This is a genomic window from Streptomyces sp. NBC_01210, assembly GCF_036010325.1.
Lineage (GTDB): Bacteria > Actinomycetota > Actinomycetes > Streptomycetales > Streptomycetaceae > Streptomyces.
In genome coordinates, this window is sequence record NZ_CP108549.1 from 9,032,409 (window position 1) to 9,056,401 (window position 23,993).

Annotated in this window: 16 protein-coding genes; 11 read left to right on the forward strand and 5 right to left on the reverse strand. The window is 70.7% G+C overall.

Going from position 1 to position 23,993, the window contains the following annotated elements:
• Positions 1–219 precede the first annotated feature (219 nt).
• From OG735_RS40850 to OG735_RS40860, 3 genes are all read right to left on the reverse strand, one after another.
• Positions 220–1,335 (reverse strand): ATP-binding protein, encoded by a 1,116-nt coding sequence (locus tag OG735_RS40850; RefSeq protein WP_327321089.1) that lies wholly within the window; start codon positions 1,333–1,335, stop codon positions 220–222.
• A gap of 96 nt (positions 1,336–1,431) precedes the next feature.
• Entirely contained in the window at positions 1,432–3,831 is a 2,400-nt protein-coding gene (locus tag OG735_RS40855) for a transposase (protein WP_327321088.1), read from the reverse strand.
• A 16-nt stretch (positions 3,832–3,847) separates the two neighbouring features.
• On the reverse strand, positions 3,848–4,606 hold the full coding sequence (locus tag OG735_RS40860; RefSeq protein WP_327321087.1) for a TnsA-like heteromeric transposase endonuclease subunit: 759 nt from the start codon (positions 4,604–4,606) through the stop codon (positions 3,848–3,850).
• 691 nt (positions 4,607–5,297) lie between these two features.
• On the opposite strand from OG735_RS40860, the gene OG735_RS40865 reads away from it, so the two are divergent.
• From OG735_RS40865 to OG735_RS40900, 7 genes are all read left to right on the forward strand, one after another.
• Complete coding sequence (locus OG735_RS40865) at positions 5,298–6,257, forward strand: hypothetical protein (RefSeq protein WP_327321086.1); 960 nt, start codon at positions 5,298–5,300, stop codon at positions 6,255–6,257.
• 66 nt (positions 6,258–6,323) lie between these two features.
• Positions 6,324–7,229, forward strand: a complete 906-nt coding sequence (locus OG735_RS40870) for a hypothetical protein (protein ID WP_327321085.1) — start codon at positions 6,324–6,326, stop codon at positions 7,227–7,229.
• A gap of 11 nt (positions 7,230–7,240) precedes the next feature.
• The gene (locus OG735_RS40875; RefSeq protein ID WP_327321084.1) at positions 7,241–8,266 is read left to right on the forward strand and encodes an ImmA/IrrE family metallo-endopeptidase; all 1,026 of its coding nucleotides are present in this window, start codon (positions 7,241–7,243) and stop codon (positions 8,264–8,266) included.
• 146 nt (positions 8,267–8,412) lie between these two features.
• A complete protein-coding gene (locus OG735_RS40880) occupies positions 8,413–8,694 on the forward strand; it encodes a DUF3892 domain-containing protein (protein WP_327321083.1) in 282 nt (93 codons plus the stop codon).
• A gap of 562 nt (positions 8,695–9,256) precedes the next feature.
• Entirely contained in the window at positions 9,257–10,561 is a 1,305-nt protein-coding gene (locus OG735_RS40890; protein WP_327321082.1) for a hypothetical protein, read from the forward strand.
• Positions 10,558–13,098 carry a ThiF family adenylyltransferase gene (locus OG735_RS40895; protein WP_327321081.1) on the forward strand — a complete coding sequence of 847 codons (2,541 nt, stop codon included), beginning with the start codon at positions 10,558–10,560 and terminating at the stop codon, positions 13,096–13,098. Before OG735_RS40890 ends, OG735_RS40895 begins: the two co-directional genes overlap by 4 nt.
• A complete protein-coding gene (locus tag OG735_RS40900; RefSeq protein ID WP_327321080.1) occupies positions 13,095–14,195 on the forward strand; it encodes a patatin-like phospholipase family protein in 1,101 nt (366 codons plus the stop codon). Before OG735_RS40895 ends, OG735_RS40900 begins: the two co-directional genes overlap by 4 nt.
• Before the next feature lie 92 nt (positions 14,196–14,287).
• Here OG735_RS40900 and OG735_RS40905 read toward each other — a convergent pair whose 3' ends face one another.
• Positions 14,288–15,334: a hypothetical protein gene (locus OG735_RS40905; RefSeq protein WP_327321079.1), complete on the reverse strand. Its 1,047-nt coding sequence runs from the start codon at positions 15,332–15,334 to the stop codon at positions 14,288–14,290.
• Between the two features lie 189 nt (positions 15,335–15,523).
• On the opposite strand from OG735_RS40905, the gene OG735_RS40910 reads away from it, so the two are divergent.
• The 4 genes from OG735_RS40910 to OG735_RS40925 all read left to right on the forward strand — a co-directional run bounded on the left by OG735_RS40910 (position 15,524) and on the right by OG735_RS40925 (position 18,750).
• Positions 15,524–15,787: a helix-turn-helix transcriptional regulator gene (locus OG735_RS40910; protein WP_327321078.1), complete on the forward strand. Its 264-nt coding sequence runs from the start codon at positions 15,524–15,526 to the stop codon at positions 15,785–15,787.
• A 169-nt stretch (positions 15,788–15,956) separates the two neighbouring features.
• Entirely contained in the window at positions 15,957–16,808 is an 852-nt protein-coding gene (locus OG735_RS40915; RefSeq protein ID WP_327321077.1) for a DUF6083 domain-containing protein, read from the forward strand.
• Entirely contained in the window at positions 16,805–17,287 is a 483-nt protein-coding gene (locus tag OG735_RS40920) for a hypothetical protein (protein WP_327321076.1), read from the forward strand. The genes OG735_RS40915 and OG735_RS40920 overlap by 4 nt, the downstream gene beginning before the upstream one ends.
• Positions 17,284–18,750 carry a UvrD-helicase domain-containing protein gene (locus OG735_RS40925; protein ID WP_327321075.1) on the forward strand — a complete coding sequence of 489 codons (1,467 nt, stop codon included), beginning with the start codon at positions 17,284–17,286 and terminating at the stop codon, positions 18,748–18,750. Before OG735_RS40920 ends, OG735_RS40925 begins: the two co-directional genes overlap by 4 nt.
• Positions 18,751–18,808: 58 nt before the next feature.
• On the opposite strand, the gene OG735_RS40930 is transcribed toward OG735_RS40925, so the two are convergent.
• A complete protein-coding gene (locus OG735_RS40930) occupies positions 18,809–23,830 on the reverse strand; it encodes a hypothetical protein (protein ID WP_327321074.1) in 5,022 nt (1,673 codons plus the stop codon).
• Positions 23,831–23,993: the final 163 nt, after the last annotated feature.

Genomic DNA, 23,993 nt, shown 5'->3' on the forward strand with positions numbered 1-23,993 from the left:
CACGGCCGGTCTACGCAAAGGCTTCGATATCCACGAATGCACCGTAAAGCCCACCACTGACAATGGCGTTGCGTCGTGAGCCGGTGGCCTCACCGCGCTCACCTCGCGCGGCGCTTGCCTGCCGCAGATAATTCGACGCCGTCGGCGGCGGGTGGTGCAGAGGCTCAGAAGACGTACTGGCCCGGCCTGCTGGCATCTACGGGAGCGGCACGGGGCGGTTCAGCCGAGCTGGGCTGTTGCGGCGTCGATTTCTTTCATGGTGATGTTCTCGCTGCCGCTGCGGATCGCGATGACGGCTGCGGTGGAGACGGCGTAGGCGAGGGCTTTGAAGTAGCCGCCGGTGCGCCGGTGCAGTTCGACGGCGTGCTGGCTCAGGGCGTGTTCCTCGAGTCGGTACAGGCTCAGGTCGTCCTCGAAGCCCATCAGCACTTCCCGGAAGGTCGTGTCGTCCTCGGTGTTCAGGGGCAGGGGGTGCAGCCAGGTCACCGGCAGCAGCGCGGTGGGGGAGGGCGAGGCGGGCGTCGCCGGGCGGTCCGCCCGCTCAAGCCGTACCCGGTTCTCCTCGCTGACCCGGGTCAGGTCTCCGGCCAGGATGCGGGCCTGGTGCAGGAGGTGGCTGGCTCCGGTGCCGCAGAAGACGAGCGAGATGCCCAGCTTGTCGCGCAGATACTCGAAGTAGGGCAGTACGTTCGCCAGGTGCTGCGGCGAGGCGCGGTTGATGTCGTCGATGAGCAGCAGACGGGTCTGTGCCGTCTCCAGGACGTAGTTGACCGGCAGGGTCAGGTCGGGGTTGCGGCGCATCTCCAGGACTTCGGCGAGGCTCTTCGGCTCGGGTTGCAGGCCCAGATAGGAGGCGATCTCCCAGACCCAGTTCACTCTCTGCTCCGGGTCCGCGGGGGCGGTGATGTGCACCACCGGGATCGTGTTCTGGCGCCTGCCGCCCGTGCCGGCTTCGATCTCCTGCTGGGCGGCGCGTCCCGTCGCCCGCAGCAGGCAGGTCTTGCCGGTGCCGGCGGGCCCGTCGATGACATGGTCCACCAGCCCGTCACGACGACCGCTGTTGCCGTGGACCGCCTCGACGACCGTCTCCTGCATGTGGGTCATCGCGTCGGTGGGCACCATCCGCAGATGCCGGTGGTAGGCGATGGACTGCTCGTCTGTGCGCCTGTCCGGGCCAGGGCTGCTGCCCGCCCGCACGGGCGGTTCCACTTCCTCGTCGACGAAGTGAGTCCAGCCGGTGACCTGGAACAGCGGCAGAGGCCGCATCGGGGTCTCTTTGAGCTGCTGGCGCAGGCGCGCCTCGCGCTTGTCGCGCAGCTCTACGGTCGCTTTCATCACGCTGCCCTCTCGTACACGGTTCCCGATTCATTCCCTCCACAGGGCCGGACCGCGAGGAGCGCACCCCGCGGTCCGGCCCTGTGCCTTCGTCGTTCACGGCTCCATGCCCCCAGGCATGTCCACCTCCCACACGTCGATGACACCCTCGCCGTCCTCGCCGCTGTCCTCGCCGTCCGCACCGGAGCCGAGGTCGTCGAGGAGTTCGGCGTCGACGACCTCGTACGCCTCGGCCGGTGTCCCGGCGACGGAGGTGTCGGGCGGGCCGCAGGAGGCGTCGGCATCGACGAAGAGGGCCGCGAGCGGGTGCGGAGCCTGCCCGCCTTCCTGTTCTCCGCCGGTGGCCGCCCCTGCGGGCAGGGCTGCCGGGGCGGCCACCGGCGGGGGCGCCATGGGGGAGATGGGCAGCGCCGGGCGGGGCCGCAGGGTGGACAGGTCGAATTCCTCCAGGCCCGCGTAGGGGTCCTGGGAGGGTTGCTCGGTGTCCAACTCCATTCCCTGGAAGGGCGGTTCGGCTCCCGTGCGCTTGGGCGGCGGCCTGCGGCTGCGGCGGCGCCGGTCGCGCTGCGCCAGGGCGATCGCTTCCTCGTCCTGCTCGCTGCCGCCAGCAGCGCGGTGCTGCTCGGCGTGCTCCTGCCACATGTCCGCGGTCCACGGGTCGTGCAGCAGGTGCCGCAGCCGGAAATCGCAGGTCACCCAGGTGTCGGCCGTGTGGTCGTACAGCCACACCCGCTCGGGACGGTAGGGATTGAAGCGGCATTCCCATTTGTCCCCTACGCCGGGCAGCTTCGAGCCGCCGCGCAGAAGGATCTCCCGGTAGTGCCCGGCGTCCTGCGCGACGGGCTGATAGGTCCGATAGCTGATCATGAAGCCGCCTTTGCCGGGGGTGACCCACCGCGGCAGCAGGAAGAAGCGGTTCTGGGCGGGGGAGAGCGGCATGGGCCGGTAGCCGCTGCGGGCCACCTGGACGGCGTACATGTCGTTGGGGGACAGCACGACGTGGGGCCGGAACGGATCGCGCAGCCCCGCATCGGGGGTCTGCTGGTACTCCAAGGCCACCCATTCCTGGGCCATCTGCTGGAGCTCGGCGATCGTGAACAGCGGCATGCGGTCGATGCCGCGGCCGCGTTTTTTGTGGCTGCGGCCCTGCCAGCCGTGCCGTACGTGCTGGCTGAAGCGGTGCGCGAGGGTGGTGAAGAAGTTCTCGGCGAGCGGCTTGTCGGTCGGGGTCCTCTTGCGTGCCGGGCGGCGGGCGATGCGCAGCCGGTCGCAGACCTCGGTGAAATGCTCGCTCACATAAGGGCTGCCCTGGTCGTAGATGATCAGTTCGGGGCGGATGACCGGGCGGGCGGCGGTGGCCTCGGTGAACCGCTCGTCCGCCGCCCGCAGCGCCCCGAAGGGCAGGGTGGAGGCGGCGGCCGCGCTCAGCGGGTCCCAGCCGGGCATCACCGGCCAGGGTGCGAAGGCCTGCGCCAGCATCAGGGTCAGGTCGATCGCCCGGGTCGCCTGGCCGGGCCGTCCGCTCTCGGTGTCCTGGGGACGGCTGGGCGTGATCATCAGCGCGCACATGCTGTGGTTGGCCACGTCGATCAGCGAGGTCAGCTCCGTGGCGGTGGGCCGGCCGTCGTCGCCGCGGGCCAGGATCCGCAGCGGTGTGGTGTCGGCCTGGGTGACCTGTCCCGGCCGCAGGACGGCTTCGCGCCCGCCGTGGGGCAGGGGTGGGGTGGAGGCCAGGGCGGCCCGGGCCCGCGTGGGCTGGCCCAGCGCCTCGGCCAGACCGGACTCCTTCATCCTCAGGTAGAAGGTGGAACGGGAGGGCAGCAGGGCCGCCACGGCAGCCGGGTCGTCGAGTTCGGTGGCATAGCGCGAGTGCAGCAGGTCCTCGACCTCCTCGCGGATCAGGTCGATGGTCACGTCCGACTCGTGTGCGCGCCGGGCCACTACCTCCTGCATGGCGGTCAGGCACCGCGGGTCGGTGAAGCCCCCCGGCCGTTTGTCCCGCGTCGCGGGCAGCAGGACGGCTGGGTTCTCCCCGGCCGCTTTCCATTTGCGCCGCTTGTCGGCGAGGGTGTGGGCGGAGCAGCGGATGCCGTCGGCGACCAGCCGCGCCGACATTGCGGCGCACCGCTGGGCCAGCGTCGTTTCCGGCCCGAATCCCCGCGCATGCTCACTTCGGCCCGGTGCCAGACCGGTGTCGATCTCCACCATGCGCGCCTGCCACAGCCCGGTCTCCTCCTCCCGCCCCTCCTGCCGACCCCACCCGCCAAGGGCCGCGCCGCCGGCGACCTGCGCCGCACCGCCGCTGACGACGGCGAAGTCCTCCGCGCCCACCAGCCACCGGTACGACACCGCCCGGGGCACCTCCCCGCCGCCCTGCTCCACCAGCGTGACCTGCGACCCTTGCCATTCCACCACTTCCCACTCGCGCTCCTGCCAGCGCACCCGCGCCCCGGTGGACAGCGACTCCGAAAACCGGCCCTCACCTGTTCCCGCCATGCGCCCCTCCGGTCCTTCAGGCCGTCCAGGCCAAGGCATCGGGCAGCAGCGGCTGCGCGACGTCGAACAGCAGCCGCCGCTGCCAGAGCATCCGGTAAGCGAGGTCCAGCCCCGTCAACTCGTCCAGCCCGCTCGCCGCCACCCCCGCTCGCAGACCCGCCGGCTGCCTGAACGCCTCCAGCAGCGCCCACGCCTGGCCGTCCTCGTCACCCGCGGGGAACCGGTAGCCGGCCAGCCATCCCAGGTTGCGCCCGCGCAGCCCTGACGGCTCACGCACCTGCCGCACCCGCCACCCGGCCGCCCACGCCACCTCCTCGAGCACCTGAAGCCTCGCCGCGGGCAGGCTCTCCTGCTCAAGCGGCTTCAGCACCAGCACCTCACGCATGCCATCGGCCGTGCGCGCCAGGAAATCCGGGCGCCACCGGCGAAGGCGGCCTCCCGCCCGCCACCGCAGTTCCACCGGGCCGGCGCTGAACGCTGCCCAGGCCGGATCGAAGTCCAGCTCCACCGCCAGCCGCCACTGCCGCAGGCTGCTGCACACCACGGTCTGCTCCCGGGTCGCCACCGGCCAGTAGGTGATGATGCCCTTGCGGCCCCGGTAGGGCACCGGCTCACTCACCGGCCCGAACTCCTCCAGCGCCACCCCGTGCAGCCCGGCCGCGCTGCACGAGTGCACCGGCCCGTACGGCTCGCGGTACATAGCCACGACCCCCTGCCCCGCCCCCGGCACCGCCTCACCTTCCAGCAGGCAGCCGGGGGCCTCCACCCCGCTCACGCCACCCACCCCCTGCCGCGCCGTCGCATGGCCCCGCACACCCCTCCGGCCGGCAACTCCTCCAGCTCCAGTCCCTGAGCGTGTGCCAGTCGGCCGATGAAACGGCCCGCCGCCGATTCCCCCGTACCGGCAGCGGCTGACGGGGACCGGACAGCCAAGCTCCCGCCATCTGGTCATCCCCCTGCCTCTTCCCGGCGATCACCGCTGCCGCAGCAGCCCAGAATCCCCATGCTGCTCCACGCCGTTGCTGCGAGGACTTCCCCGCCCGCCGGATACGCCTGAAAGGGTGAACAAGTTGGCGTTAAGGGAAATCGTGTGCCCCCTTCCTGAGCGGCACTGGAGGCTCCCGGCGCACGGTCACAGGGGGAGAGGCGGGCGGGCCGCTCAGGTCTGGCGCCGCGAAGGCGTCCAGGGCCTCAACCTCGCCATCTGTCACGAGGATGCCGACAGGGCGGTGTCCGGGCGGTGCCCCGCCGAGCTGGGCTGTTGAACTCGCCCGCTACGCAGCCGACTTCGGCCCGCTGAACGTCTTCTGCATCGTGATCAGTCCCAGGAAACGGGTCAAGGAGGCCCGCCGCGGCGACCACCTGCTGCCGCCCCTGGGCGTGTTGCCTGGCGTGCCTGAGATGACAGGTGTATGCAGGCAGGAAGTCTGGAGCCGTATGGCTCCAGGCGGGTCGGGGGTGAGCCGGTGGCGGGTGGAGCGTACGAAGAGCTGTCACAGACGGGCCAGTTGGGGCCGGAGACGTTCGAGCTGCTGCGACGTCTGGTTCATCAGGTCCGCCGGTCGTCGGGATTTCCCCCGCCCGAGGGGTACGCCGAGTGGGACGATGACGCCGCTTACGAGGTGATCACGGCCATGCTGATCCGTGAGGGTGCCGGGCAGCAGTTCGTGACCAGTTGCTTCGCCCTGGCTGCCGACGACGCCTCGCTGGAGCGGCTGTTCCTCACATCGATCAAGAACTTCCTCATCGATGAGGCAAAGAAGACCCCGCGGGGCAAGCTGCGGCGCCGTATCGCCCGCCTGATGGGCGCCGACGCGTCCTTCCGCCGGATGCCGGGGCCTCCGCCGCGGTGGGCGCTGAGCGAACATCCCGAGGGCGCGGTGTGGCAGGGTGATCCGGATGATCTCGTCGCCGAGGCATGGCGCGTACGCGGGGTGGGGATCACCCGCTGGAATCATTCGGGCCCAACCCCCGCGCAGACGGTCCGGGCCCTCATGGCCATCGTGATGCAGGTCCTGTGCCACGCCCGGGGGGCGGTGCGGGAGGAGGACCTGGCCAAGGTCCTCGAGTCCCGGTTCGAGCTCCTGTCGCCGGCCCGCTTCACCCCTCTGTATGCCGACGACGGGGCGCTCGCCGGTCCGGTCGAGGCGAGCGCGGCGGAGGCCGATACCCCGGGCGCCGGTGGTGCCGCTGCGGACATCTGGCAGCGGCTGACCGCCAACGAACACCTGCTGCTGCCCTACCTGGACGAAGACGCCCATCACGCAGCCCAACTGCTGGAGATCAGACAGGCGCAGGCCGGGGCTGTCCTGGCAGGCCTGAAGGCAAAGCTCCTGCTTGCCCTGTCCGAGGACAACGACAGGGAGGCCGTCGTGGGAGCGCTGCTGCGGCGCTGTGCGGATCCGCCCCCTGAGTCGCCCCTGTGACGTCGTCCGTATCTAGTGGGAAGAGAATGCGCTGATGGATCACAGCCGAGGAGAGGGGGAGGCAGGATGAACCCTGCCCAGGGCGGCGCCTACGAACGGCTGGTGGCCGCCGCGGCCGGGCTGAAGGTGCCCGATGCCGTCCGGGAGGTCGCCACCGCGCCGCCGCGGGATCCTGAACCCGGCCAGATCTGGCGGGCCGTGTGGGAGCGCACCATCCAGCTGGTAGTGATCACGGCGGTCGACGACGACACGGTGCACGCCATTCCGGTCTCCTTGGAACGCTTCGCCGACACGGACACGCTGCTGCTGCCCGCCGGCGCCTCCACGCTTGAGCAGCCGCTGGCGCTGTGGTGGGGACTGCGACTGCCCTTGCCCTGGTACGTGCTGGACCGCCAGGTCAGCCAGTTGACCGTGCCGCTGCCCGCCTCCACGGGCCCGGCCCTCCCGCACGAGGTGCCGCCGGGCGCGACATGGGGGAGCGCCGCGCCGCGACCGGCCGCCGCAGCGGCGGAGTACCGGGGCGTCCTGGCCGACAGCCTCGCCGAACTGAGCGGTGCACGCTGGGCGCCGCAGGGATCGGGGGCCCTGCCCGAACTGCTGCAGCGGCGAGGCATCAACATCAAGCAGCTGGCCTCACATCTGCATCTGCAGCCCCCCCAGGCACTGGCGGTGTGGCGGGGACAGGCGCCCCTCACGCCCGAGCAGGCAGAAACCCTTGCTGCAGCGCTCGGCCTCGGTGCCGACGAGGTCTTGACGGCCAATCCGGCCCTGCCCGCCCTCGTGATCCACGAGCTCAGCCGCCCGTCGCGCCGCCCCCAGGTATGCGCCCTCGCCACCCGCACCGCGACGAGCGAGCCCGACGCCCGCCGCCGCGCCGCCTTCGGCATCTACGCCCTGGCGGCACGCCAGGAAGGCAGCACCGCCGACTGGGGTGCGAGAGCGGACCGGTACTTCGAACTCCATCTGCGCTAGCGAGGTCAGCTGTGGTCAACTACATACTCGCGGCCACTGCACGTAACCAGGCCACCGCGATGCTGGCGGAACTGGAGACGCACGCCCCGGGCGCAGCGCAGCGCCTGGCGCGCTCGGCCTTCACCGAACTGCAGACCTGGCCGGAGCTGACCGTCGACCTCGTCCCCGAGGCCCGGACCGGTTCCCGCTGCAGTGTGGCGGGCGCCTACGACTTCGGGCCGCCTGCGCGGATCTCCGTCGCCGACGCAGCCAGCCGCGCCCGCCGGGACTTCACCGCCATGCACGAGCTGGGCCACCACCTCCAGAAGAACAGCTTCGACCTGATGGCGGCCTTCGAGAGCCAGTCCGATGGCGGCCTGCTGCTGGAGGACGCGGCCTGCGACACCTTCGCCGCCGAGATCCTGCTGCCCACCCCGCTCGTCGACCACCACCTGGATGCCGCCGGCCCCACCGCCCCCGACATCGTGGAGCTGTGGCGCGCCAGCGGCGCCTCCCGCATGGCGGTGTGCGTCCGTGCCGTCCAGCACCTGCCCGCCCCCGGACACATCCTCCTCCTCGACACCGGAGGACAGGTCGTCTTCGCGGCCTCCCACGGCCTCCCGCCGCTGCGGCGCGGCAGCTTCCAGGGCGACATCCCCACCATTGCCCAGGCCCGGGCCGGCCAGGGCCGCGCGGACGGACGCACCCAGGTCCGCTACCGCGACGGCATCTTGGGGCGTGAACTGCATGCGCAGACCGCGCCGATGAACGGCTATCTGGTCGCCGTCCTCGTCACCGACTCAGCCCCCTGGCGCACCTTCACACCACCCACGAAAGACACCGGCCCCCAGGCGGGCGAGTACATCTGCGAGCACTGCGACGAGGAGTACCGCTCCTTCGACCCCGCCTGTCCCGTCTGTCGCGTCCCTAACTGCCCCGAGTGCGGCCGCTGTTCATGCCCCGCACGCGTGAGCGAACACCTGTGCCAGGGATGCTTCACCCTGCATCCGCCCGCGATGTTCGCCGACGGCGCCGACCGCTGCCTCGACTGCTCCTGACACCCCGCCAGCACCTTCAGGAAACCCCGCTTCTCTACCCGCGAGTTACGTCGTCCGTCCCAGGCGAAACACCCCTCACCGGGGTGGCGGGACCCCGGCGCCGGCTCCGGGAGAACCGTCGGGCAAGGCCGGCAGAAGCGAGCACCATGGCCATCCAGATCACCGCGGTACGCCTGTCCGGCGGCACCACGCACGAGCACATCACCCGCCTGTGGTGGACCAACCCGGCGACCGCCAAGACCGGCGACAACACCCGGGCGGAGATCGTCACCTGGATCGAAGACGAAAAGGGCCAGGCCTACACGAGCGACGCAGGAGGGCACCGGGCGGAGGTCGCCGTGGTGCCCCCGCCGCGCGGCGAGAAGTACCTGCGGACCCACGCCGACGGGGTGTGGACCAACAACCTCTTGGCCCTTCCCCGCCGCTGAGCAGCCCCGGTCCCGGGGCGAGTACGAGCGCGTCGGCCGTGCCGCCTCCGGTGCGCGCGGCCCCAGCGGCAGCCAGCCTTCCGGCTCGGCCGGCGGAACGTGAAAGCCGCGCGCGCCCCGCAAACGGCGAGTTGGCCACGCGCGACGTGGTGGTGACCGTACTCGCCCGCTGCAGGAACTCGGTCTCGTCGTCCATCTGCGGTTCGTGTCCGTCTACCGGGCGTTCGACTCGATCGAGGACTTCGCGGCGACGATCGCGGAGCCCAGGAGCAGACGAGACGCCCTGCCGCGGACGAGGACCGCGACGACGCTGAAGGCGCCGTCGGCGCGAGGAGGGTGGGCGCGGAGGGCGCGCCCAGGTCTCCGGGCCCGCCGGCACTGCTGACCGACCGGCGGGTCGCAGCGGGCCCCAGGCCACGGGCGAACTGGCTGTGGGCCAACGTCTGAACGCTCCGCTGCCTGATCGCGGCGGCGTTGTCAGTGGCGCGTGGTAGATCTGGCCCTGGAGTGAACTTATGTGCTTTTCCCGCTAGTTGATCAATATCGAGTGAAGAGGTAGGACATGGTCGAGACGGAACTGCCCGGGCAGGGGGTGGTGTTCTGGCCGGTGGGCACGGGCGACTCCACCACGATCGTGCTGGGCGACAACCTGGTCATGCAGGTGGACCTGCGGGATATGAAGGCCGCCGACGAGGACGACGCGGTGGTCGCCGCCGTCATTGACCGGCTGGAGGAGACCCTGCCGCAGCCCGACGGCAAAACGCCCTACCTGGCGGTCTTCGCCCTGACCCACGCCGACTCGGACCACTGCTGCGGCTTCGGCGACCTCCTGGAGAGCTCCATCCTGATCGGGGAGATCTGGGCGACGCCCCGGCTGTGGCGCGAACTGTCCGAGGACAAGCCGATGTGCGAGGACGCGCAACGCTTCCAGGACGAGGTCGAGCGGCGCGTGGACGCCACCCTCAAGGCCGTCAAGGACGGCAAGGAGCCTGCCAGCGGAGACCGGGTGCGCATCATCGGCTATGACGAGGACCGCGAACTGCACTCCTATGCTGAACTGCCCGACGAGTACTTCACGTTCCCCGGCGATGTGATCACCCAGGTCGACGGCGAGGACGTCGCGGACCGCTTCGAGGCGTTCGTCCATGCACCGTTCAAGGACAACTGCGCCGGTGACCGCAACGACACATCCTTGGCCCTGCAAGTGCAGCTGAAGGCCGACGACGGCACAGTTGGCCGACTGCTGTTCCTGGGCGACCTCGCCTATCCCATCATCAAGATGATCTTCGAGAACAGTGAGGCCGCAGGCAACTCGGACCGGGTGGAGTGGGACGTGCTGCTCTCCCCGCACCACTGCTCCAAGAAGGCCATGTACGCCGAGGGCGAGGACGGCGAGGAAGAACTCAAGCAGGACGTCCTCGACCAGCTCCAGGCGCATGCCAGCCCGGACGCGCGGGTGATCGCCAGCTCGCTTCCCTTCCGAGACAAGGACGAGAAGGGCAACAATCCGCCGCACCTGCTGGCCCGCAATGCGTACGAGTCGATCACCGACTACACGGTGCTGTGCACGGGGGAGTACCCCTCCAAAGACGAACCCCGTCCGGTGGTCTTCGCCCTGGAGCCCGGCCTGGGGCTGGAACTCGTGGACGTCACCGACCTGGAGAACAAGGCCCAGGTGCTGCACGCCGCAGGCGGCGGCCGACGGCTGCTGGCCGCGCTCGGCACCACCCGCTTCCCGGCCGCTTCTTTCACCGCCGCAGCTGGCCTGCCGCACCAGCACGGTACGGACGCAGCCCGCGCCGGTGTGCAGCAGGCCAGGGGTGACAAGGCCGAGCCGGCGGTACAGATCGGATTCGGTGCCGCGTGAAGGACAGCACCACCCTGGAACTCACTGAAGGCCAGCAGCTCGCCCTCGACCAGCTCCACCGGATCGTCCAGGCCTCCCAAGGATCGATGGCGGCCACGCACGTGACCGCCGCCACCGGCCGGTCCGGGTACGTCGAGGCCCGCATCAGCGTCGGCTGCGCCAACCTGTCGCGTACCCAGGGCGGTCTGCGGCTGCGCAGTGTCGAGGCGGTCACCTTGCTGATCCCCCCGAACTTTCCCTTCGCCGCCCCCAGCGTGCGGACTCGGCACACCCGCTTCGCCGGTGCCCCGCACGTCAACTGGGGCCGCCACCTGTGCCTGTACCGCTCGACGGCGACCGAGTGGGATCCGGCCGACGGCATGTACGGGTTCATCAACCGCCTCCTGGACTGGTTCGAGGCGGGCGCCGCGGGAGAACTGGACCGGCCCGGCGAACCCCTGCACCCCCCGAACGCCCTGACCGACCACACGGCGGGACTCCTCGTGATCCGCCGCGACGCGCCCGTCGCACTGCCGGACGGGCCGTGGCTGGGCGCCGCCGTGCTGCACCAGGTCGACGACACGAGAAGCGACGTGGTGGGCTGGCTTGCCGTCGAGGACCCCTGGCCCGCCACCCTGGAGCAGCTGCGGCAGACCGCCGCGCTCCCGGCCGGGGCCCGCGCGTTCCTCGCCCCCGCCGTCGTCACCACGAAGCACCTGACGTTCGAATACCCGCTCACCGCGCGGGACCTGGTCGATGCCCTGGCCCGCGACCACATCACGCCACGCCTGCTACTGGGGCTGACGGGATTCGTCGCGGACCACAACCGCACCCTGCTCCACCCCGACGGCGACGCGCCGGACGAGGACGACGAGGACACCCCGGCCGCGCCGGTACACCTGCTGCTGGGCACCCCCTCCCGGGGGATCGCCGGCGACGGCCCACGCCAGACACACCTGGTGGCCTGGCACCTGCCCGACTTCGCCGACCGGATCGGGCGCCTGGCCGCCGACACCGCCTTCAGCGGCCGCCCGTACCTGGCCGAACTCGGCGACGAGGTCATCCAGTTCGGCACCGAGTGGCTCGACCGTCTGCCCACCCGGTGGATGCGCATCTACGAGGCCCGCCCCGAAGTCACCGTCCGCCGCGACCACGCCACCCCTGCAGCCTGGCTGCGGGGCAAGCGCATCCTCGTCCTGGGCGCGGGCGCCCTGGGAGCCCCCGTCGCCGACATGTGCGCACGCGCCGGCGCCTCGCACATCACCGTCGCCGACCAGGCGCTCGTCCACCCGGGCATCCTGGCCCGCCAGCCCTACGCGGACGCCGACATCGGCCGCTCCAAGGCGAGAGTCCTGGCCGACCGCCTCAACCGGATCGACCCCCACCACACCCATGTCGAAGCACTCGTCGGCGACATCACCAACCGGCTGTCCGAACTCGACCTGCACACCTTCGACCTGATCTGGGACTGTACCGCCAACCGCATCGTCCGTGCCCACCTCGAACGCGCCCGCCGCACCGATGCCATCCCCTGGCCCCACCTGGCCACGCTGATGATCGGCCACCACGCCACCCGCGGCATCGCCGCCCTCTCGTCCTACGGTGCCACCGGCGGCGGAGCCGACGTCCTGCGCCGCACCGCGCTGGCCGCGCACACCGACATCACGCACACCTTCGACGACCTGATCGAGGACTTCTTCCCCACCCAGCCCCGTACGGAGCTCTTCCAGCCCGAACCCGGCTGCTCGGACGCCACCTTCACCGGCTCGGCCGCCGACGTAACCGCACTGGCCGGACAACTGGTGACCGGCATCCTCCACGCCCTGGCCCACCCCGCCGACCGGCCTACCATGGCAACGCTCATCGTACGCATGCCCGCTGGACCCACCGACGCCCAGCCTGCCGGGCCGCGCTGGCTGACATGGCCCAACGACACCCTCGTCACGGACAAGGCCACCGGCTATGACGTACGCATCACCCCCGCCGCACTCGCTGAGATGCGCGCGGAAGCCCGCCGGGGCGCCCGTGTGAGGGGCCCGCGCGTGGAAACCGGCGGGACCCTGCTCGGCATCGTCGACGACGCCACCGGCGTGATCTTCGTCGACGAGGCCACCGGCCCGCCCCCTGACTCCCTGCTGACTGAGACCTACTTCCGGCACGGCCTGGACGGTGTCGGCGCTCACCTCGCCGCCCGCCGGGAGGCGACCGGCAACAGCAGCCGCTTCCTGGGCATGTGGCACACCCACCCGCACACCGCCGCGCAGCCCAGTGCCACCGACCGCGCCGCCATGACCAGCCTCACCCTGCCACTGGACGACGCCCCCGCCCGCGCCCTCGTCCTCATCGCCGGAGGACCGGAGCCCGTCTGGCACAAGTGGCTCGCCACCGGTGACGGCCCCGACCTCTACGCCCACCTCGCCACCCGCACCGCCTCCGCCGCGACCGAGCCGCTCTCGCCGCAACCACCCGTCCACCTCGGCCCTGTGACGTGGTGGCCCGGCGGCTACGCCACCCGCCCCCACGGCCCCGTTCCCTTCCCACGCAAGGCTCGCCCATGACCCGCACCATCGGCCTCGCCCTGTCCGGCGGCGGCTCCCGCGCCGCCGCCTTCCACCTCGGCTGCCTGCGCGCCCTTAACGACCGCGATCTCCTCGACCGCATCCGCGTCGTCTCCGGCATCTCCGGCGGCTCCCTCCTCGCCGCCCTGTGGGCCTACGGCCCGCCAGACTTCGCCGACTTCGACGCTCGTACCACCGACCTGCTGCGTTCAGGCCTCCAACTGGAAATCGCACGACAGGCGTTCAAGCCCTCCGCAGCCGTGCGCAACCTCACCGCGGCCGCCCGCGCAGGCACCCGCGGACTGTTCCCCCGCCACAGCGGCGTCAGCGTCGCCCGCCCCGCCAACCGCACCGACGCCCTGGCCGCCGTCCTCACCCACAAGGCGTTCGGCACCCAGACCATGGCCGACGTCACCCACACCGGCCTCGACGTCGTCCTCACCGCCACCGACCTGGCCACCACCAACGCCGTCCGCTTCGGCAGCACCCGTAGCGGCTGCTCCCGCTACGGCACCATCACCGAACCCATCCACGTCGCCACCGCCGTCGCCGCGTCTGCCGCCTACCCCGCGCTCCTGCCGGCCCTGGAACGCACCTTCACCTTCCAGCACCGCGACGGACACCAGCAGCAGCACACCGTGCTGCTCACCGACGGCGGTGTCTACGACAACCTCGGCCTGTCCGTCCTCGAGCCCGGACGCTCACCGGACCACACCCAGCACGTCTACGACGTACCTTTCATCATCGCCTGCGACGCCGGCCTGGGCGAACTCGCCCTGAAGGCACCGCACTTCATGCCCGGACGCCTCAGCCGCTCCTTCGCCACCGTCCACCGCAAGTCACAGGACTCCGCCCGCTCCCGCCTGCACGAGTGGGCGGTGAGCGGACGCATCGACTGCTTCGCCCTCGCATACCTCGGCATGAAGGACGAACGCCTGCCCGCACCGCCCGCCGACCTCGTCCCGCGCAGCGCGGTCGCCGGCTACCCGACCAACTTCGCCGCCATGGCCCACAGCGACTTCGAGGCCATCACCATCCGGGGCGAACAGCTCATGCGCACCGTCCTGCCGATGTATCTGCGCCGGGCACACCGCTGAGACAGCAGCGGAGCAAGCGCTGAGGAGGTGCCCCTCCGGCACGCGCAGCGGCAGGATGGCCGGGGCCAGGTATACGGGCCACCGTGCCGCCTTTACCCACCGGCCTCTTGGGTGACGCCTTCGCTGGGCGGAGAGTGCGCGGGCAGCTCCCACCGGACCTCGTCGCTGTCGTGATGGTGGTGCCAGGTGGTCACGAGGCGGGCACGGACCAGCTGGTCGAGGAGGTCCTCCAGCTGCTGGGGCGGCTGCCCGCATTGGCGGGTGAGGGCCTCGAGTTCGCCCCCGCCCGCCTCAGCAGTGCTGTGGGCGGCCAGGGCGAGTGCGGTCAGCCGCAGGGCGGAGGGCAGAGCGGGCGAGACGGCCAGCGGGGCGGGGTGCAGGGCCCATTGGGCGGCGCGGATGCGCGCGGTGCGTCCGGGTGCCTGGTGGAGGACGGCGGCGTCCAGCAGCTGAGCCTGGATGGGGGAGCATCTGCGTCTGGGGCGGTGCAGCCAGCCGGGGTGCTCCAGTTCGAGCCACAGCTCCGCGCGACCGTGCAGCCGCATGCCGCGCAGGAACCCGTGGGGCAGGCGGATCTGCCCGTGGTGGTCTGCGCGCAGCGCGCACTGCAGGGCGAGCAGCCGGGCGGCGGGGGAGGAGAAGCGGGGCAGTGCTGTGGCGAGGTAGGTGAGCATTTCGCGTACGCGCTGCTGTTCTGCCGGGCCGAACGGAGGCGTGGTGCGCGCAGAGCGCGACGTGCTGGGCGTCGGCCGGACGGGGCCGGTGGCGAGCAGGGTGGGCGGTACGACGGCGGTGTGGCTCATTGCTGCCGCGCAGGCGGCGCAGGCATCGGCCAGCCGCCACGTGCGGCCGCTGCGGTCGCAGGTCAGGGCGAGCAGGACGGGTCCCGCGCAGCCGCGGTGGCGGGGGTGCCAGTGGCAGCCTCTCGTCCGGCACTGGCAGGTGCGCAGGTGTCCGGGCAGCGTGTCGGCGCGGGCGTGGCGGGCCAGATGGGTGAGGGCGGCCGAGCGGGCGGAGGCGGCAGGCAGGACGGGGCTGTGTGCGCAGCGGGGGCAGGTCAGGGCCGGTCCGCCCGTCTGCGGGCGCAGGCGCACTGTCCAGATGCGCTGCACTGTGGCGTGTGTGCTGGCAAGCCGCATCGGCTCGTTGTCCCTCCGGTTTGGTCCGCGTCGGCCTCGTGCGGTGGTCTCCCGGTACGCACGCGGGAGCCGCCGCCACCGTAGTGCAGATCTCTGCACTCGCGCAGCGTGGGCTCGGCGCGCCTACCTGCACTGATAGTGCAGAAATCCGCACTGACAGGGCAGGTGTCTGCACCGTCGGATGGTGGGGTGACGATCTTGCCGCCCGACCCGGACCGCGACGCCCTGCGTGTGACGCTGGCGCGGCTGAGGAACGCGCGCGGGTGGACCTTTGATGAACTTGCCGGCCGCAGCGGCCTGGCCCGGCGCACGCTGATCGACCTCGAACACGGCCGAGCCGTCGGCACCGTCACCACCTGGCACGCCCTCGCGCACGCCTTCGATGTCCCCATCGAGCAGCTGCTCGGCCCGCTCTGCGACGACCACACCCCACCCGGGCCCAAGGGCGCCTGACTTCGGTCGCGTCAGGCTTGGCGCGCCGCGCAGATCACCCGAACTGGCGAGTATGCATAGAACGCATACTCGCCGAACCGTGTCGCTGTTCGATAGCGCTGGGCTGCCCGGGGGACTGCCCGCCCGCCAGCCCCGCCCTCGGGGCGTGTCGCCTGGCACGGTCCTCGCCATGCGCTCCAACTCCGCCTCCGGCTGCCACTGGGACGGCAGCCCCCGCACCGCCCCGGCGCGCCGTCCGCTGCGGGTGGCCGCCACCAGCCCCAGCCGCCTGCTGCGCGCCGGTCAGAGCGGCCGCTGCCGCCACTGCGGCAACCGCATCGACCTCTACCCGCGTGCCGACGGGCGGCCCATCGCCTTGCATCCCGCCGAACTGGCCACCGCCCACGTCCCTGCCCCCTGCCACTGGCACCTGAGCTCCGGCATTGCCCACCCGCACAGCGACGGCAGCGCATGGTGCCGCATTCCGCACGCCGTGCTCTGCCCGCAGCGCACGCCCATCTGCCGGATCAGCCCACCCCTCAAGTCGGTACGCCGCCAACTCGCCGTACGAACCCGTCGCCTGATCGACACCGGTGTCTTCACCACTCCCACGGCTGCCCCCACCAGTGCAGCGCCTGACGGCCCCGACCGCCCGGTCGTGCGGATGCTGCTGGGCCACTACCTCGCCGACGGCCCCCTGGAGGCCATCCGCTGCGTAGCCCAGACGAGCCACCGACACCGCTGCCTCCGTCCCGTCCTGGCCCCGGACGCCCCGCCCGGATCGTGGAGGCTGCTGCCTATCGGCCGCCGACTCGGCCAACTCGCCCTGCCCGAGCAGACGGCGGCCGTCTACGACCTCAGCCAGTTGCCCCCTGCCGAACAACGTCGCTGGCGTGTCCAGCGCTGTCCTGCGCACGCCACCACCCGCGGCGCCGCCGACCTGGCCCTGGCCGGATGGCAGGTCTTCGATCCCCTCCTGCACGCCAAGCACCTGCGTACCGGCCTGCCATACCCGCCGGTACACGGCAGTGGAGAGAGTTGACGATGCCGCACCACGCCCTGGAAATCCTCCTGACCCGCCCCCTGGCCCCGGCTGAGCTCCGTGACGCCGCCCGCGTGCTGCCGCTCGCGACCAACCACGACACCACCCGCCTCATGACCCTCGTACGCGCCAAAACCCCCGGCCGCGCCGCACACCGGCTGCGCCAGCGCCTCGCCCCTCGACTCCCCGTGGACGTGATCACCACCCACTACCCGGACGCCGACGGGCAGGTCCTGCTCAACCTCGCCTTTCCGCCCGCCGTCCACGCCACGATCCGCCAGGCCGCCCATGAAACGCGGCAGAGCCCGGAACTCTTCGTGAAACTGGCCCTGCACCGCGCACTGGCCCAGCACGCCAGCGACGAGGCCGACCGGCTCGACCGGGCCGTGCAGCAACTGCTCGCCGGCACCACGGCCGCACACCTCCTGGCAGCCGTCGGCCACGCCCTGACCCGCACCCCCGGAGCAGCCCCCGCATGAACCCGACCGACGAACAGACGGCCGCGGCCGACGCCTTCCACGCCGGCCAGCACCTCGCCCTGCAGGCCGGCGCGGGTACCGGCAAGACCACCACCCTGGCCCTGCTCGCCCGCACCACCAAACGCCGCGGCCGCTACCTCGCCTACAACCGGGCCATCGCCCAGGACGCACGCACCCGCTTCCCCGACACCGTGCAGTGCAAGACCGCCCATGCCCTGGCCTACGCGGCCGTCGGCCACCGCTACACCTGTCGCCTGAACGCACCCCGCCGCCCGGCCTGGCAGACCGGGCAGGCCCTCGGCATCACCAAGCCGGTCCGCATCGGCGAACGCGACCTCTCACAAAAGACTCTCTCCAACGCCACGCTGCGCACCGTGGCCGGCTTCTGCCACACCGCTGATGAGACGATCACCCGCCATCACGTCCCCCGCCTGCGCGGTCTGGAGGACAAGGACCTGCACACCCAACTCGCTGCCCACATCGTGCCGTTCGCCGAGAAGGCATGGGCCGACCTGCAGCACCCCGACGACGGGGCCGTGCGCTTCGACCACGACCACTACCTGAAGATCTGGGCCCTCAGCCAGCCGAAGATCAACACAGACTTCTTGCTACTGGACGAGGCCCAGGACACCAACCCCGTCGTCGAGCAGATCTTCCTCGACCAGCGCGGCCACGCCCAACTGGTCATGGTCGGCGACTCCGCCCAGGCCATCTACCAATGGCGCGGCGCCAAAGACATCATGACCGGCTTCGACGGCACCCAGCTCGCCCTGTCGCAGTCCTTCCGCTTCGGCCCCCACCTGGCCCAGGAGGCCAACCGCTGGCTGGCCATCGCGCAGGCACCGATCCGCCTGACCGGCACCCCCGAGGTGCCCACCGAACTCGGGCACCTCGTCCGGCCCGACGCCGTGCTGTGCCGCACCAACGTCGGCGCCATGGCCCACGTCATGGACCTGCTGGCCGCCGGACACCGGGTGGGGCTGGCCGGGGGAGGGGACAGCCTGCGCGCCCTGGCCCTGGCCGCCCGCGACCTCAAGGAGGGCCGCCGCACCTCCCACCCCGAACTGGTGCTGTTCCCCTCCTGGGGCGAACTGCAGGACTACGCCGCCCACGACCCGGCCGGACGCGACCTGCAGCCGCTGGTCGATCTCGTCGACACCCACGGCACCGACGCCATCCTGGCCGCCCTCGCTCACCTCACGCCGGAGCAACAGGCCGAGGTGACCGTGTCGACGGCCCACAAGGCCAAAGGCCGTGAATGGCCCTGCGTGAAGATCGCCGACGACTTCACCCCTCCGAAGGACACCGATGAGCACGACGACACCGGCCGCCCTGTACCCGGACCGATCAGCGACAGCGAAGCACGTCTCGCCTATGTCGCCGTCACCCGCACCCGCCGCTGCCTCGACCTCGGCGGCCTCTCCTGGATCCACGAGCACCCCGACGGCACCCCGCCAAGCTAGGATCCGTCCTCAGCAGGATCGGATCTCTGCGCGGCAGCCCTGCTCGGCTGTTTCTCCGCTATCTGAGGCTTCTCCTGAGCGTGGTGACGCTTGTTCCCGGTGTCCGTTGCCCATCTGCGGCGTGGCCCGCCGTCTGGCTGAACTCCCTCCAGATCCGGGGGTGTTCGGGTGTGACAGTCTGCCGTTCGCCGCGCATCCCCTGGACCAGGCAGTGGCCGCTTCGTTGGAGCCGCTGCTCGAGCCACTCCCGGGAGACAAGGAGGCTGTGGGCCGTGCCGGTTGGGCGGTCCCACGACAGGTACCGCACCTGGAGCCGCCCGTCGGTGTCGTACCAGAGGGGGCGGTCGGGGTCCCGTTGGAGTCCGCTGTCTCTCAGGAGCGGGTCATTGAGCAGCGTCACGGATACGGATGCGTCGAGGGAGCAGTCGGAGCTTTGTGCACCCCAGCTGTAGGTCTGGGTGGTCGGGACAGCCGTTACGGGTTGCCCGGCGGGGTCCGCGGCGCGGTCGATCTGGGCTTGCGGCTGTGCGGCGAGGGTGCGCTCCAGCCAGTTGTCCTCGTCGTCGACGGGGCCGTCCGCCCACTGCTCTGCGAGGTCGGCGAGGGACTCGGTTCGCTTCGTTTCTCTCTTCTCCCTCCAGATGGCGAGGGCGTCGACGGGCTCGGCGGCAGCAGCTGGTGCGGGGGTTGTCTCCGGCGTGGCCAGGTCGTCGTCATCGTCTGGACCATCGAGGCCATCCGGCCTGTCGGGACCGGGTTCTTGGTCCGGGTACTGGAACGTACTCACGTGCCAGGTATCGGGTTCAGGGTCCGTCCAGGGGCCAGGCACGGTGGGGAAGTCGGCGAACAGGAGGCTGTGGCGGTCGGGTCCTTCGGGCATCAGCCGGTTCGTGAGGGAGCGGCCCTTGAGCCATGTGAGCAGGCTGGTGAACTGGTCGTCGGAAACGGTCCAGCTCGTGATGCGGTGCCACTGCTCAGCCTGTCCATGGGTGATGCTCCAGCCTCGGCCGTCGTGGTCATCCATGGCCTGTTCGTCGAGCACGACCCACTCCCTGCCCTGGCCGTCGGTCCGGACACCCAGTTCCTCGAGACCGGGCAGGTTGTTCGGATGGCTGATCCACTCGTCGATACCGTCGTCGTCAGGCAGTGCCGGGGCAGGCGGTGCGAGAGGGTGCGCAGGGTCGGCGGGCGGAAAGGTTGCGTTGTCCGCTTCGCTGTGGCCGCTTGCGTCGTCGGCAGCGTCGAACGGGTGCCGGGCCGGAGGAAGGGAGGGATCGATGTCGAGCAGGTACAGCCGTGCCGCTCCCTCGTATTGGGCGGCGTCGTGCTCAGAGGTCCGGTGGGGGTGACGGTGGTTCGCCAGCCGCTCCACCAACTCGTGGAGGGCCATCCACTGGTACTTCTTGCCGATCCGTTCGCCCTTGTGGGACTGGCGGCCGCCGGACATGCGTCCACGGGTAGTGTCGAATTCGGCGAAGAGCTCAGGAGACCATCCAAGGTCGGCGACGCGGGCGAGCACCCACCTCGCGGCCCACGCCGCGTCCACCTCGGTTTCAGCGAGGCGTTCGTCGTCGGCCGGCGGCACCCGGCAGTCCCGCAGCAGCGCGTACTGGTCCTGGTCGAGGACCTGCTGCGCCTTCCACCCGGTGAGGAGCTGCGCGACCGCGGCCGACGTGCTCAGGGCAGGCCGGACGGACTCCGGGAGGCTTTCTGCGAAAGCCGGAATACGGTCGGTGTCCACCGCGACCGGATCATCGCGGCGCTGCCACGATGGCCGGCGGGGATAACCGGACGCCAGAGGCAGCATGCTGAAGTGGCGGACGGCCGGACGGACTTCGTAGTCCGCGAAGTCCCCCAGCGATGACAGGGACGAGCGAATCGATCCCCACAGGGGCCTGTCCTCCTCCCGCCGTGGGAAGAGATCGTCGAGATCCTCCTCCGCAGGGGGCTGCCCGATGTCCGGGCAGGCATGCGGATGCCTGACCACCCCAGCTTCTTCGTCAGTGATGACCCCTGCGCCGTGCGCCATGGTGACGATGCGGGTAGCCGCATCGCACAGCAGCGCGTTCCTCGAGGCGTGCGCGGGCGAACCGGTATCACCGTAGACGTACTCGGTGATCCGCCGCGCGACCTGCCCCAGGAGGCCGCGCTGCCACTCGCTCCCGCCACGCCGGGCCACCACCCCGTACGCGACCCACACCAGGCGCTCGAAGAGGTAGGGATCGTCCACCTTCTCGGCGTCCTCGTGCAGGAATCTGTCCAGGAGAGACACGAGAACGTCCCCGTGCGACAGAAGTAGTTGCACGAGGGCTTTGGTCGCACGGTCCCGGAGGAACCGGTTGGAGGACGTGAGGGCCCAAATAAGCGTCGTGGCCGCCAGCCGGGCCACTTCCTCGGTGCCGCCAGGTGCTGTCACGGGCCGGCCTGTCCGGGCCCCGAGCCGGGGTCGGGCCGGACGGGACGCGGGGTGGAGATCCTGAGGGGTGGGGTACTGCTCGGCCCAGCGCAGCAGCCGGTGCAGTGCTGTGACGTCCCACACCATCGGGTAAGTCTCGACACCCCACCATGCGTCGCGTTCGGGCCGCGGCCTTCTCGCCAGCACCTGGTGGAGACGGTCGGCGTTCAGCAGATGCCCCGGCTCCGCGGTGACCGCCAGGACAGCCTCCAGCACGTCGGAGTTGCGTCCGTGACGGGCGGCCGTCTCGTTGAGGAGCGCGATGGTGCGTTCGTTGACGCTCCGTGTGCTGCGCAGGGGAAGCGTTTCCAAAAAGCTCCGGGCCAGCAGATAGTGCTGCATGTCCGCACGGCCGTCGGGCCCGGATGTGTCTGTCGTGGGCCCGGGAGGGGAAGCCAGGAGGTCGATGAGCTCCGTGCCGGCCTGCTCGGGCAGGAGAATCGACGCGGCCTCCTGATAGTTCGGGGCGGCCTCACGCAACCAGTTCCGCAGAGGGGAGTCGGCGGCCAGTTGCCGGCCCTGACGGAGCGACTCGATCTCGTCCTGGTGGGCAGCGAAGACCGACCGCACGACGCGGTCGTCGCTGAATGCCTGGTAGGGGAAACCGATGCCGATACCGGCCTCGGCCCCGTAGGTCCGCTCGTTGGACACGATGCCCTGAGCGAGGAGCTGCCCGAGCATGGTGTCCGGCCATGCCGTGGCCGCAGGCGCGCAGGCGTCGGCAAGGTCACGGGCCTCGCCACGCGGAAGCACGGAAAGGTGTTCGGCGGCCATGTGGGAGGCAAGAGCATCTACCGCACGGTGCACGGGCCGCTCAAGAGGGTCCAGCCCCAGCCGGGTACAGATGGCTTCCGCCCGGTGATCGACATAGGCGTCGAACACCGCGCTACGGTCACGCGGACGGCCGCCCGAGCCAGCTGTACTCTGGTTCTGGCTCCTGCTCAGACTGTCCGCGTACAGCTTCACGAACAGCGGGTTGGTGAAGACCGAGGCAAGCAGGGGCGTGTTGGGAAGAGCAGCCGGATTCCCCCGAAGGTAGCTCTCAAGGCCTTCCATCTCCCGGCCCGCGAAGCCGGAGTGCACCGAAGCCGGCCCGTTGAAACGGTCCGGCACCACGAGGGAACTGAAGGTCGAACGGCAGGACACCGCCAGAGCGATGTGCCGGTACCCGGCCAGATGCCCCTGGAGAGCGAGCAGTTCACTCTTCCAGTGCCCGGCATCGGCGGAGTCATTGAGGGCATCGATGATCAACAGGAAGCGGCATCCGCTGGCCGCGCCCGCCGCGTCCATCGCCTGGAGGAAGTCCCGCTCGGGCAGCTGGCCCAGCCCGCACCTCTGCGCGATCTCGCTCAAGGTCCTGTGCCCGCTGAGCTCCTGCCCGAACACCACCAGCGCCGGCCGGCCTTCGTCCACAGCCCTTCGCGCGGCATCGACCAGCAGATGCGTCTTGCCCTGGCCGGCTTCCCCCAGCAGCAGCCACGCTCCCTTCTCCGCTGCCTGGGCAGCGCTGCCCCGCAGCAGGGCCAGTACCTGCTCGCAGGCGTTGCTGGCACGAGCGAGAGGACCCTCGCACATCGACTCCACGCTCTCGGACGCTGTCCGGACGCGGCTTGTGCGCGGCTGCGACCGAGGCGGTGCCGGAACGTCACCGCTCCCGGCCGGTTCCCCGGCGAACCGGTCGGCCAAGCTGCTGAATTCACCCAGCCGATCCAGCATGTCCTCAGCCACAGCAGCTGCCTGCTCGGCGGGGAAACCAGAACCCGCGGATGCCGCAGACAGGTCCTGGACCAAAGCGTCCGCGCCCTCCCGCAGCGGAGGCGTCCACAACCGCACCCACTGCGACAGCGCTTCGTGCGCTGGACTGCTGTCCGGCGCGGGATAGCGGTCAAGCCACCACGTCATCTCGGCCAGGAGTGTCTCGACAACGGCCCGCAGGTCCCGGGCCCGCTGGACGAATTGCCGCAGGAATTCCTGTGGCAGGGCGCACGCGTCCGCCACCTGAGCCAGTGGCAACGCCACGTGATGTTCGGGCGTGTACCGCGACTCGGCCAGACGCTCAGCAAGTGTGACCTGTTCCCGGAACCACTCTGTGCCCAGTACGCGTTTTTCGAAGAAGAACCACTGGCGTCCCTCGTTACCTGGCCGGGTCAGGCGCTCCAGCAGTTCGCCACCACCGACGTAGCGGATGTCGACACCGGCGAGACCAGGCAGTTCCTTCCACTTGGCGATGTGGATGTTCCACCGCTCCCGTGCGCCGGTACGCGGCTTCCCGCTCGGGGTGAAAGGGGTGGGGTCGGAGAGGTCGAAGGGCGTCAGGAACTCAAGCCGGACGATCTTGCGGTGGGCGATGTTCTCGCCGACCGTCCTGGCACTCTTCCTCGCCTGAGGGAGCAAGTCCTCGATGCGCTGGACGAACTTGACCTGGTACCCGTGTGCGGCGCTGCCGTCGGGTGCCTGGTCGTACCATTCGACACCGCCGTCCGGAGCAGCTGTCTTGATCGTCTCCCAGCCTGGAGGCGCTGGCGTACGGAGCTGGAAGCACAGTTCTTCAAAGGCGCGATGCTGGCTTCCGTCCCATTCCCGGATGCTCTGCCAGTTGTGTGCTCTGCCGTCGTTTTCCGTCACTGCCGTCCTCTAACCGTTCTGCCGGCCCACAGCGCCCGTGTCCGATTCGAGCTTAGAGGGCTGGACTGACAGACGAAGTTGTTCCACTGCCGGGGTCACCGGACAGGTGCGGTGCTGGTCAGGCGTGGGCATCGCCGCTGCTGTCCGTGGCCGTTGAGCGTTG